The 11,981-nt window shown below is 72.8% G+C and carries 8 protein-coding genes and 1 pseudogene; 2 read left to right on the top strand and 7 right to left on the bottom strand.

All coding sequences use genetic code 11. The annotated features are described in order from the left end of the window. Window positions 1-2,143 (bottom strand): excinuclease ABC subunit UvrC (gene uvrC, locus A2U95_RS16585; RefSeq protein WP_166023307.1); only part of this gene is annotated, 2,143 nt, incomplete at its 3' end. A gap of 26 nt (window positions 2,144-2,169) precedes the next feature. Further along, window positions 2,170-2,604 (bottom strand): Rieske (2Fe-2S) protein, encoded by a 435-nt coding sequence (locus A2U95_RS16580; protein WP_166023305.1) that lies wholly within the window; start codon window positions 2,602-2,604, stop codon window positions 2,170-2,172. A gap of 113 nt (window positions 2,605-2,717) precedes the next feature. Between A2U95_RS16580 and A2U95_RS16575 the strand changes: the two genes are divergently transcribed. Continuing rightward, window positions 2,718-3,626: a carbohydrate kinase family protein gene (locus tag A2U95_RS16575; protein ID WP_166025288.1), complete on the top strand. Its 909-nt coding sequence runs from the start codon at window positions 2,718-2,720 to the stop codon at window positions 3,624-3,626. Window positions 3,627-3,715: 89 nt separating this feature from the next. Here A2U95_RS16575 and uvrA read toward each other — a convergent pair whose 3' ends face one another. Then, on the bottom strand, window positions 3,716-6,616 hold the full coding sequence (gene uvrA / locus A2U95_RS16570; RefSeq protein WP_240957346.1) for an excinuclease ABC subunit UvrA: 2,901 nt from the start codon (window positions 6,614-6,616) through the stop codon (window positions 3,716-3,718). Window positions 6,617-6,943: 327 nt separating this feature from the next. Between uvrA and A2U95_RS16565 the strand changes: the two genes are divergently transcribed. Further along, on the top strand, window positions 6,944-7,600 hold the full coding sequence (locus tag A2U95_RS16565) for an MBL fold metallo-hydrolase (RefSeq protein ID WP_166023302.1): 657 nt from the start codon (window positions 6,944-6,946) through the stop codon (window positions 7,598-7,600). A gap of 20 nt (window positions 7,601-7,620) precedes the next feature. Here the strand turns inward: A2U95_RS16565 and aroQ are convergent, their stop codons facing one another. From aroQ to A2U95_RS16545, 4 genes and pseudogenes are all read right to left on the bottom strand, one after another. Beyond that, the gene (gene aroQ / locus A2U95_RS16560; RefSeq protein ID WP_166023300.1) at window positions 7,621-8,094 is read right to left on the bottom strand and encodes a type II 3-dehydroquinate dehydratase; all 474 of its coding nucleotides are present in this window, start codon (window positions 8,092-8,094) and stop codon (window positions 7,621-7,623) included. Window positions 8,095-8,155: 61 nt separating this feature from the next. Then, entirely contained in the window at window positions 8,156-9,265 is a 1,110-nt protein-coding gene (locus A2U95_RS16555) for a calcium:cation antiporter (protein ID WP_166023298.1), read from the bottom strand. 101 nt (window positions 9,266-9,366) lie between these two features. Continuing rightward, window positions 9,367-10,341, bottom strand: a complete 975-nt coding sequence (locus tag A2U95_RS16550; protein ID WP_166023296.1) for a TerC family protein — start codon at window positions 10,339-10,341, stop codon at window positions 9,367-9,369. Between the two features lie 221 nt (window positions 10,342-10,562). Beyond that, window positions 10,563-11,981 (bottom strand): annotated as a pseudogene (locus A2U95_RS16545) (TerD family protein); the annotation flags it as partial.

Genomic DNA, 11,981 nt, shown 5'->3' with positions numbered 1-11,981 from the left:
CGCGGTCGGCCGTGCCGCCGGGGTGGCGCTCCGCGGTCCGCTCCGGCGGTTCCGGGCCCGCCTCCGGCGCGACCGGTCCGGGCTCCGGCGCCGGCGACGCGGTCGCCCCGGTCCCGGGGCGGGGCTCCGGCGGTACGACCGGGCCGGGCTCCGGCCGGGGCGCGGGCGGCTCGTCGTCGAGGATCTCACCGGTGGCCGTGTTGACGGCCGGTCCGGCGGGCGCGGCGGCGGCCAGGGCGGCGGCCACCGTCTCGGCCGTCTTCCGGCCTATCCCGGGAACCTCCTGGATCTGCTCGACCGTCGCCGCCCGCAGCCGCTTCACCGAGCCGAAGTGCTTGAGCAGCGCCTGCTTGCGCGTCTCCCCCAGCCCCGCCACCGCGTCCAGCGGCCCGGACCGCAGCCGCTTGGCCCGCTTGCCGCGCTGATAGGTGATGGCGAACCGGTGCGCCTCGTCCCGCACCCGCTGGAGCAGGTACAGGCCCTCGCTGGTGCGCGGGAGGACCAGCGGGTCCTCCTCGTCGGGGAGCCAGACCTCCTCCAGCCGCTTGGCCAGTCCGCAGACGGCCACGTCGTCGATGCCCAGCTCGTCCAGCGCCCGCCGCGCCGCGGCGACCTGCGGGCGCCCGCCGTCGACCACCACCAGCTGCGGCGGGTAGGCGAAGCGGCGCGGCCGCCCGTCCTCCTCGACCGCGGAGGCCGTCACCTCGCCGCCGACCGCGCCGTCGGCCCACTCGCCGGTGCGTTCCTTCTCCGCCAGGTAGCGCCGGAACCGCCGGAAGATCACCTCGTGCATGGAGCGGACGTCGTCCTGCCCCTCGAAGCCCTTGATCTCGAAGCGCCGGTACTCGCTCTTGCGCTGGAGGCCGTCCTCGAAGACGACCATGGACGCGACCACGTCCTCGCCCTGGAGGTGGGAGATGTCGTAGCACTCGATCCGCAGCGGCGCGCTGTCCAGGCCGAGCGCCTCGGCGATCTCCTCCAGGGCCCGGGAGCGGGTGGTCAGGTCGGAGGCGCGCTTGGTCTTGTGCAACGTCAGCGCCTGGCGGGCGTTCTGGGTGACCGTCTCCATCAGCGCCTTCTTGTCGCCCCGCTGCGGCACCCGCAGCGAGACCTGGGCGCCCCGGCGCCCGGTCAGCCAGTCCTGCACGGGCTCCACCGGCTCGGGCAGGGCGGTGACCAGCACCTCCCGGGGCACCGCGTCCCCCGCCTCCTCGCCGTAGAGCTGCTGCAGGGCGTGTTCGACGAGGCCGCCGGTGGTGACGGCCTCCACCTTGTCGGTGGCCCAGCCGCGCTGGCCGCGGATCCGGCCGCCCCGGACGTGGAAGATCTGGACGGCGGCCTCCAGCTCGTCCTCGACGACGGCCACCAGGTCGGCGTCGGTGGCGTCGGCGAGCACCACCGCGTTCTTCTCCATGGCCTTGCGCAGCGCGCCGATGTCGTCGCGCAGCCGGGCGGCCCGCTCGTACTCCATGTCCTCGGCGGCGGCCGTCATCTGCTGTTCGAGGCGGCGCAGGTACGTGCCGGTGCGGCCGGCCATGAACTCGCAGAACTCCTCGGCGAGGTCCTGGTGGTCCTCGGCGGAGATCCGGCCGACGCAGGGGGCGGAGCACTTGTCGATGTAGCCGAGCAGGCAGGGCCGTCCGGTGCGGGCCGCGTTCCTGAAGACGCCGGCCGAGCAGGTGCGCACCGGGAAGACCCGCAGCATCAGGTCGACGGTGTCGCGGATCGCCCAGGCGTGGCCGTAGGGGCCGAAGTAACGGACGCCCTTCTTCTTGTGTCCGCGCATCACCTGGACGCGGGGGAACTCCTCGTTCATCGTCACCGCGAGGTACGGGTAGCTCTTGTCGTCGCGGTACTTGACGTTGAAGCGGGGGTCGAACTCCTTGATCCAGGTGTACTCCAGCTGGAGCGCCTCGACCTCGGTGGAGACCACCGTCCACTCCACCGACGCGGCCGTGGTCACCATGGACCGCGTCCGGGGGTGGAGGCCGGAGAGGTCCTGGAAGTAGCTGGCCAGCCGCTGGCGCAGGCTCTTCGCCTTGCCGACGTAGATCACCCGGCGGTGCTCGTCGCGGAAGCGGTACACCCCGGGGGTGTCCGGGATCTCCCCCGGCCGGGGGCGGTAGCTGGAGGGGTCGGCCATGCTCCCAACCCTACTGGGGGGGTCTGTCAGGTGGCCTTGCTCGTGACGATCTTGCCGTTCTCGACCTCGACGGGTACCTCGGTGAGCGGAACCGTCGCCGGAGGGTTGAGCACCTGACCGTTCTCCACGTCGAACCGGCTGCCGTGGCAGGCGCAGGTGATGGTGGTGCCGTCGAGCTTGGTCATCGCGCAGCCGGCGTGGGTGCAGACGGTGCTCCACGCCTTGAGCGCGCCGTCCTCGGTCCGGCTGACCACGACCTTCTGCCGGGCGAACACCTTGGAGCCGCCCGCCGGGACGTCGCTCTCGGCGCCGAGTTCGGTGCCGGGCCCGGGCACCCCGGAGGGGGAGGAGTCGCGGTTCTCCTCCGCCCCGGCGCAGCCCGCGAGGGCGAGGCCCGCGACGGGCGTCAGTGCGGCGCCCCGGAGGACGGTACGGCGGCGGAGGTCGTCACTGCCGGACATGGCGCAGCTCCCCTGATCGGCGTGGAGTCGGGACGGGCCCGACGATACCGGGGGTCCCGTGGTGTGCGAGCGTGGGCCCGTCCCTACCGTGTCCCGCGTTGAAGGAGCCGTCCGTGATCGTCGTCGCCGGTGAGGCCCTGATCGACCTGGTGCCCCACGAGCCGGGTCCGCTCGCCCCCCTGCGGCCGGTGCCCGGCGGGGGGCCGTACAACACCGCCGTGGCCCTGGGGCGGCTGGGCGCCGAGGCGGCGTTCTGCTCGCGGATCTCCTCGGACGGGTACGGCGAGGCGCTGCTGGACGGGCTGCGCGAGGCGGGGGTGGACACCGGTCCGGTGCAGCGCGGCCCGGAGCCGACCACGCTGGCCCTGGCCCGGCTGGACGAGGACGGCTCCGCCTCGTACGCGTTCTACGTGGAGGGGACCGCGGACCGCCTGTTCCGGGCGCCGGGGCGGCTGCCGGAGGGGACCCGGGCGGTCTCCTTCGGCACCTGCTCGCTGGTGCTGGAGCCGGGGGCGACGGCGTACGAGGAGTTGCTGCGGGCCTCGGCCGCGCGGGGGCTGTTCACGGTGCTGGACCCGAACGTCCGCGCCGGGCTGATCCCCTCCCCCGGCGCCTACCGGGACCGGTTCCGGTCCTGGCTCCCCTCGGTGACGCTGCTGAAGCTGTCCGAGGAGGACGCCCGCTGGCTGGGCGGCACGCCGCGGGAGTGGGCGGCGGCCGGGCCGGGGGCGGTGGTCCTCACCCGTGGCGGGGCGGGTCTGACGGTGGTCACCCGGGCGGGCCTGGAGGTCTCGGTGCCCGCGCCGCGGGTCGTGGTGGCCGACACCATCGGCGCGGGCGACACCGTGACGGCGGCGCTGCTGCACGGGCTGGTGCTCCGGGACGCGCTGACGCCGGCGGGGCTCGCCGCCCTCGACGCGGACGGCTGGCGGTCCCTGCTCGGACTGGCGGCCCGGGCGGCGGCGCTCACCTGCACGCGGCCGGGCGCGCAGCCGCCGTCGGCCGCCGAGCTGGACCTCTAGGGAGAGGCGGGCCGGTCCGCGGGGAGGGCCGCTCGCGGACGGAGCCGCGTCCCCCGCCCCGGAGGGGGCGGGGGACGCGGCGCGGGGCGTCAGGCCTTGCGGGACGCCGCCCGCTTGCGCGGCTTCGCGGCCGGCGTGGCGTCACTGACCCGGTCGCCGAGGATCTCCCGGAGGAACTTGCCGGTGTGGCTGGCCGGCACCGCGGCCACCTCCTCGGGCGTGCCCTCGGCGACCACCGTGCCGCCACCGGCGCCGCCCTCGGGCCCCATGTCGACGACCCAGTCGGCCGTCTTGATCACATCGAGGTTGTGCTCGATGACGATCACCGTGTTGCCCTTGTCCACCAGGCCGGAGAGCACCTTCAGCAGCTTGCTGATGTCCTCGAAGTGCAGACCGGTGGTCGGCTCGTCGAGCACGTACACGGTGCGTCCGTTGGACCGGCGCTGCAGCTCGGTGGCGAGCTTGACGCGCTGCGCCTCGCCGCCGGAGAGCGTGGTCGCCGACTGGCCGAGGCGGACGTAGCCGAGGCCGACCTCGTTGAGCGTGCGCAGGTGACGGGAGATCCCGGGGATCGCCTCGAAGAAGTCCAGCGCCTCCTCGATCGGCATGTTGAGGACCTCGGCGATGTTCTTCCCCTTGTAGTGCACCTCGAGGGTCTCCCGGTTGTACCGGGCCCCGTGGCACACCTCGCACGGGACGTACACGTCCGGGAGGAAGTTCATCTCGATCTTGATGGTGCCGTCGCCGGAGCAGTTCTCGCAACGGCCGCCCTTGACGTTGAAGGAGAAGCGGCCGGGCAGGTAGCCGCGGACCTTCGCCTCGGTGGTCTCGGCGAACAGCTTGCGGATGTGGTCGAAGACGCCGGTGTAGGTCGCCGGGTTGGACCGCGGGGTGCGGCCGATGGGCGACTGGTCGACGTGCACGACCTTGTCGAGCAGGTCGTCGCCCTCGACCCGGGTGTGACGGCCCGGCACCCGGCGGGCGCCGTTCAGCTCGCGCGCCAGGTGGGTGTAGAGGATGTCGTTGACCAACGTCGACTTGCCGGATCCGGAGACGCCGGTGACGGCGGTGAGGACTCCGAGCGGGAAGGAGACGTCGACGTCCTTGAGGTTGTTCTCCCGCGCCCCGCGGACGGTCAGCTGCCGCGCCGGGTCGAGCGGCCGCCGCGCGTCCGGCACCGGGATGGACTTCTTCCCGGAGAGGTACAGCCCGGTCTCCGACTTGGCGTTGGCCAGCAGTTCCTCGAGCGAGCCGCTGTGCACCACGGAGCCGCCGTGCTCGCCGGCGCCGGGGCCGACGTCGACGATCCAGTCGGCCGCCTTCATGGTGTCCTCGTCGTGCTCCACGACGATCAGGGTGTTGCCCATGTCGCGCAGCCGGACCAGGGTCTCGATCAGGCGGTGGTTGTCCCGCTGGTGGAGGCCGATGGACGGCTCGTCGAGCACGTAGAGCACGCCGACCAGACCGGAACCGATCTGGGTGGCCAGGCGGATGCGCTGGGCCTCGCCGCCGGAGAGCGTCCCGGCGGCGCGGTTGAGCGAGAGGTAGTCCAGGCCGACGTCGACCAGGAAGCGGAGCCGCTCGTTGACCTCCTTGAGGACGCGCTCGGCGATCTTCTTCTCGCGGCCGGTCAGCTGGAGCCGGGCCAGGAAGTCGGCGCACTCGCTGATGGACAGGGAGGAGATCTCGGCGATCGACTTCCCGTGCACCGTGACCGCCAGGACGATCGGCTTCAGGCGGGTGCCCTCGCAGGTGGGGCAGGGCACCTCGCGCATGTAGCCCTCGAAGCGCTCCCGGCTGTTGTCCGTCTCGGCGTCCTCGTGGCGGCGCTTGACGAACGGGACGGCGCCCTCGAAGGGCGTGGTGTACCGGCGTTCACGGCCGTACCGGTTGCGGTAGCGGACGTCGATCTGGGTCTTGTGGCCGTACAGCAGCGCCTTCCTGGCGCGGGCGGGCAGGCCGGCGAAGGGGATGTCGGTGCGGAAGCCCAGCGCGTCGGCGAGCGCGTCGACGAGGCGGCCGAAGTACTCCTTGGCGTGCCCGGCGGACCACGGGTGGATGGCGCCCTCCTCGAGCGTCTTCTCCGGGTCCGGGACGATCAGCTCGGGGTCGACCTCCATGCGCGTGCCGATGCCGGAGCAGTCGGGGCAGGCGCCGAAGGGCGAGTTGAAGGAGAAGGAGCGCGGCTCCAGCTCCTCGAAGGAGAGGTCGTCGTACGGGCAGTACAGGTGCTCCGAGAACATGCGCTCGCGCTCGGGGTCGTCGGCCGGGAGGTCGACGAAGTCCAGCACGACCATGCCGCCGGAGAGGCCGAGCGCGGTCTCCACGGAGTCCGTGAGGCGGCGCTTGGCGGAGCCCTTCACCGTGAGGCGGTCCACGACCACCTCGATGGTGTGCTTCTCCTGCTTCTTCAGCTGGGGCGGGTCGGAGAGCTGGACCGTCGCGCCGTCCACCCGGGCGCGGCTGTAGCCCTTGGTCTGCAGGTCGGCGAAGAGGTCGACGAACTCCCCCTTGCGCTCGCGCACCAGCGGGGAGAGCACCTGGAACCGGCTGCCCTCCGGCAGTTCGAGGACCCTGTCCACGATGGCCTGCGGCGACTGGCGGGAGATCGGGCGCCCGCACTCGGGACAGTGCGGCTTGCCGATCCGCGCGAACAGCAGGCGGAGGTAGTCGTACACCTCGGTGATGGTGCCGACCGTCGAGCGCGGGTTGCGCGAGGTCGACTTCTGGTCGATGGAGACCGCCGGGGAGAGGCCCTCGATGAAGTCCACGTCCGGCTTGTCCATCTGGCCGAGGAACTGCCGGGCGTACGAGGAGAGCGACTCCACGTAGCGGCGCTGGCCCTCGGCGAAGATCGTGTCGAAGGCGAGGGACGACTTGCCCGAACCCGACAGACCCGAGAAGACGATGAGCGAGTCACGCGGCAGGTCGAGCGAGACGTTCTTCAGGTTGTGCTCGCGCGCGCCACGGACGATGAGACGGTCGGCCACGCCGTTCCGCACCTTTCTTGGGGGGAGATGACAGGGGCGGGGCCCCCGTCCTTCTCAGCGTAGGGGGAGCCTCTGACAACACCGGTGGCTTCACCGGTTTCCGCCCTTTAAAACAATTCGGGCGCTTCCGGGCTTCCCGGTGTGGGCCACCGAGCTTATAGCACGCGCATTCGATTTAAGGGCGCCGTCCTTCCCCTTCACCCGAAGGTGTGAAGCCGCCCCTCGCCGCGGGAGCCGCGCGGGGTCGCACGCGGGGGACCGGGCCCGGCGGCGCCGGCGGCACGCGCGGGCCGGACCCGTGGGGCCGGACCGCTATAGGCTGCGGACATGACGTACACCGGAGCGGTGAAGGTCGGCGGCCCGGCCGATGTGCACGAGCTGCAGGACCTGATGATCACGAAGATCGCGGTCGGCCCGATGGCGAACAACGCGTACCTGCTGCGCTGCCGGGCCACGGACGAGCAGCTGCTGATCGACGCGGCGAACGACGCCCCCGCCCTGCTCGGCTCCATCGGCGACGACTCGATCGCCTCGGTCGTCACCACCCACCGGCACGCCGACCACTGGCAGGCGCTCGCCGAGGTGGTGGCCGCCACCGGCGCCCGCACCCACGCCGGCCGGGAGGACGCCGAGGGCATCCCCGTCCCGACCGACGTGCTGGTCGACGACGGCGACGTGATCAGGGTGGGCCGCGTCGAGCTCACCGCCCGCCACCTGGTGGGCCACACCCCCGGCTCCATCGCCCTGGTCTACGACGACCCGCACGGGCACCCGCACGTGTTCACCGGCGACTGCCTCTTCCCGGGCGGCGTGGGCAACACGCGGAAGGACCCGCAGGCCTTCGCCCGCCTGATCCACGACGTGGAGACCAAGCTGTTCGACGTCCTGCCGGACGAGACCTGGGTCTATCCGGGCCACGGCGACGACACCACCCTGGGCGCCGAGCGCCCGCACCTCCCGGAGTGGCACGCGCGCGGCTGGTGAGGGCCACCGGGCGTCGCGCGTCAGGCCCTTGCGACGCCCTCCCCCGCCAGCGCGGCGACGCGCTCCACCGCGAAGACGTATCCCTGGAGTCCGCAGCCGGCGATCACGCCGTCCGCGCGCAGCGAGACGTAGGAGTGGTGCCGGAACTCCTCGCGGCGGTGGATGTTGGAGATGTGGACCTCCACCACGGGCAGCCCGTCGCAGGTGTTGAGGGCGTCCAGCAGGGCCACCGAGGTGTGCGAGTAGGCGGCGGGGTTGATCACGATGCCGCAGTGGCGGAGCCGGGCCTCGTGGATCCAGTCGACCAGTTCGCCCTCGTGGTTGGACTGCCGCAGGTCGACGGTCCCGCCGTGGGCGGCCGCCGCCCCGGCGCACATCGCCTCCACGTCGGCGAGGGTGCCGGTGCCGTACACGTCCACCTGCCGCTGCCCGAGCAGGTTCAGGTTGGGCCCGTTGAGGATCATGATCGGGGCTTCGGCGAGCGTGCGGGGCATGGGAGGACCTCCGGTGCGGTGATCTGGTGCGATCGGCTCCGACGGGTCTATCACGGCGCGCTCAGGGGATGACGGACAGTTCCAGGTAGGCGGCGAGGATGGCCAGGTGCAGGCCCGCCTGGAGCGGCGTGGCCCGGCCCGGGACGATGGTCAGGGTGCCGACCAGGACGGTCAGCGCGAGCAGCACCATGTGGGTGGGGGCCAGCCCCAGCACCAGCGGTCCGCTCAGCCAGATCGACGCCACCGCGACGGCCGGGATGGTCAGGCCGATGCTGGCCATGGCGGAGCCGATGGCCAGGTTGAGGCTGGTCTGCACCCGGTCCCGGCGGGCGGCCTGCACCGCGGCGATGGTCTCCGGCAGGAGCACCGTCAGGGCGATGACCACGCCGACGACCGCGTGCGGCATCCCGGCGGCCGCCACACCGCTCTCGATGGCGGGCGAGACGCCCTTGGCCAGACCGACCACGCCGACCAGGGCGAGGAGGAGCAGGCCCACGCTGGTCATGGCCGTCCGGTTGGACGGCACGTCGGCGTGGTCCTCCTCGGCGAGGACACCGCCCTCCCGGGCGACGGGCAGGAAGTAGTCGCGGTGGCGCCGCGTCTGGGTGGCGACGTAGAGGCCGTAGAGAACGAGCGCCGCCACCGCGGCGAAGACCAGCTGCGCGCCGCTGAACTCGGGGCCGGGGGCGCTGGAGGTGAAGTTCGGCAGCACCAGGCTGAGCGTGGCCAGGGTGGCCACCGTGGCCAGGGCGGCGCCGGTGCCCTCGGAGTTGAAGATGGCGGTGCGGTGCCGCAGCGAGGCGACCAGCAGGGAGATGCCGACGATGCCGTTGAGGGTGATCATCGCGGCGGCGAAGACGGTGTCCCGGGCGAGGGTGGCGCTCTGCTCGCCTCCTCCCGCCATCAGCATGACGATCAGCCCCACCTCGATGACGGTGACCGCCACGGCGAGTATCAGCGAGCCGAACGGCTCTCCCACCCGGTGGGCGATCACCTCGGCGTGGTGCACCGCTGCGAGGACCGCGCCGGCCATGGCCAGGGTCATCAGCACCACCGCCACCGGCGGCACGGAACGCCCCCAGGTGAGGATCAGCACGACCGCCGCGACGGCCGGTGCCGCGACCGCCCATGCCGACCGCGAGGGCCGCTTCCGGGCAGACAGGTCCTTCATGCGCAGATCCTCTCAATCGACTACCGTGCGTGCACGGCGAACCGGCGGTCCCGGCCGACGGGATCCTCGTCGGCCGGGACCACCACGCGGGCGCCGGCTGTCTAGGCCTCGGCCCCGGCCTGCGCCTCGGCCTTCGCCTTCCTGCGGTTGGCCATCAGGCTGGTGATCGTGGTGACGACCAGGACGGTGCAGATCACGCCGAGGGAGAAGGGGATGGATATCTCCGGGACGTGCACCCCGGACTCGTGCAGCGCGTGCAGCACCAGCTTCACGCCGATGAAGCCGAGGATCACCGACAGCCCGTACGACAGGTGGACCAGCTTCTCGAGCAGTCCGCCGATCAGGAAGTACAGCTGGCGCAGGCCCATCAGGGCGAAGGCGTTGGCGGTGAAGACGATGTACGGGTCCTGGGTCAGGCCGAAGATCGCGGGGATCGAGTCCAGCGCGAACAGCACGTCCGTGGTGCCGATGGCCAGGATGACGACCATCATCGGCGTCATCACCCGCTTGCCGTTCTGACGGATCCACAGCTTGGTGCCGTGGTAGCGGTCGGCGACGCCGAAGCGGCGCTCGGCCGCCTTGAGGAGACGGTTCTCCTCGAACTCCTCCTCGTCGTTCCCGGACCTGGCCTCCTGGATGAGCTTCCAGGCGGTGTAGATCAGGAACGCGCCGAAGATGTAGAACACCCACGAGAAGCTGCTGATGATCGCCGCGCCCGCCGCGATGAACACGGCCCGCAGCACCAGGGCGATCAGCACGCCGATCAGCAGCACCCGCTGCTGGAACTGCGACGGCACCGCGAACTTCGCCATGATCAGGACGAAGACGAAGAGGTTGTCGACGCTCAGCGACTTCTCGGTGACGAAGCCCGCGAAGAACTCGCCGGCGGGCGCGCCGCCCGCGAAGAACAGCAGGCCGAGGCCGAAGAGACAGGCGAGGCCGATCCAGACGGCGGACCAGATGCCGGCCTCCTTGACCGACACGTCGTGCGGCTTGCGGCCGATGAAGAAGTCGGCGCCGATCAGGACGGCCAGGACGGCCACCGTGGCGACCCACAGGGTCAGGGAAACTTCCACCAATACCTCCGGTCACAGAGCGGAACCGGAGGTCTCTTCCACCCGGCGGCAGAGCCGCGGGCCGGCGCCCCGGGTCCGGGACTTCTGGCCCGAGCCGTATTGACGGGAACGCCGCAGCAGACAGGGAGTACTCCCCTCCGTCCGCTCGAAGGTACACCAATCGCCAAGGAAAGGTAAAGGGCGTCTTTACCTTTCCTTGGTCCGCGACCGGTCACGGAGGGTCACCGGCGACGGGCGGCGGCGACGCGGTCCAGCACCCCTTCCACGGTCCCGCCGTCGCGGGGCGGCAGGGAGGGCTCGTACGTCCAGGCGTGGCAGACCCACGGGTCGGCGAGGTGGTCCTCGGGCACCGGGGTCAGCCGCAGCAGCGAACGCCAGAGCGGGTCGAGCAGCGCGCCGAAACCGGCGGCGTCCTCCCGGTCGGCCACCAGCAGCAGGTGGACCCCGGCGCGCGGCCCCTCGTCCGCGAGGTAGCGCAGCGCGGTGACGGCGCGGTCGTCGAAGGCGTGCGGGAAGTCATGGACGATCAGCAGCCGCTGGGACAGGTCGGTGCCGGGCGGCAGCGACTCCGGGGCTCCGGCGCGCACGGCCATCTGCACCAGGTCCACGTGGCCGGCCAGGCGGGCCAGCAGGCCGGAGACGGCGCCGGGGCCGACGGCCGGGGGCCCGGTGAGCACGCCGCCGCGGGAGAGCGGGGCCAGGGACCGGGCGCCCGCCCCCGCGGCGTCGATCACCTCCACGGTGAAATCGCCGGGCGGATGGGCGGCCAGCAGCCGGGTGGCCAGGGCGACGGCCATGTCCAGGGCGAGGCGGCGCCGTTCCTCGGGGGTGACCAGGAGGCTGTCGGCGGAGCGGCCCCGGCCGCCGTCGATCCACAGGCCGCGTTCCAGCGGCAGGCGCAGCAGCAGGGGGATGCGCAGCGCGCCGCTCTCCGGGAGGCTCAGGTCGCCCAGGCGCACCGCGAGGGGCTGTTCCCCGGGGGCCCGGTAGGCGGACCACACGGGGCTCTCCCAGCGCGCGTACGCCGGGGGCAGCGCGGGTTCGACGACCTCCGACTCGGCCCGCAGCTGCGCGAGCTGCTGGTCGAGGACCTGCTGGGCGCGGGCGACCAGCTCCTCGCGGCGCGCCCGGGCCTCCCGGCGCGCGCGGTCCACCGTTCCGTCGGCCCGGGCGCGGTAGTCGCCGAGCACCCCGTCGAGTTCCTGGTCCATCCGGCCGTCGGCGAACTCCACCGCGCCGCGGTGGGCGGCGACGGCCCGGGCGAGGTCCTCGAACATGCCCCAGACCTGGTTGTACAGCCTCTCCTCCATGGACCATCCGGCGGCGTCCCCGGCGACCGGCGCGGCGGCCTCCGCCGGGCCGGCGGGCGGGGCCTCCCGGCGCCGCGGATGCCGGTAGTCGACCGGCTGTCCGGCCGGGGCGCCCGGGGGCGGCACGGCCGCCCCTCCCGAGGAGGTCCCCGCCGGAACGCCGGGGTCCGCGTGCCCGCTGCCCCCGGAGGCGCTCCCCGCCGCTCCCGCGGCGCGGTCACGGTGCCGGTGGCCGATGCCGCCGCCGGCCGTGCCGGCTCCCGGGGCGACCGGACCGGCGGACACCACGGCCGGGGCCCCGGAGCCGTCCGCGGGCGGACCGGGGGCCAC

It is taken from the genome of Streptomyces chilikensis (assembly GCF_001642695.1).
GTDB lineage: Bacteria > Actinomycetota > Actinomycetes > Streptomycetales > Streptomycetaceae > Streptomyces > Streptomyces chilikensis.
Note: the sequence above shows the minus strand (reverse complement) of the source record. Positions and strands in the feature narration are given on the sequence as shown.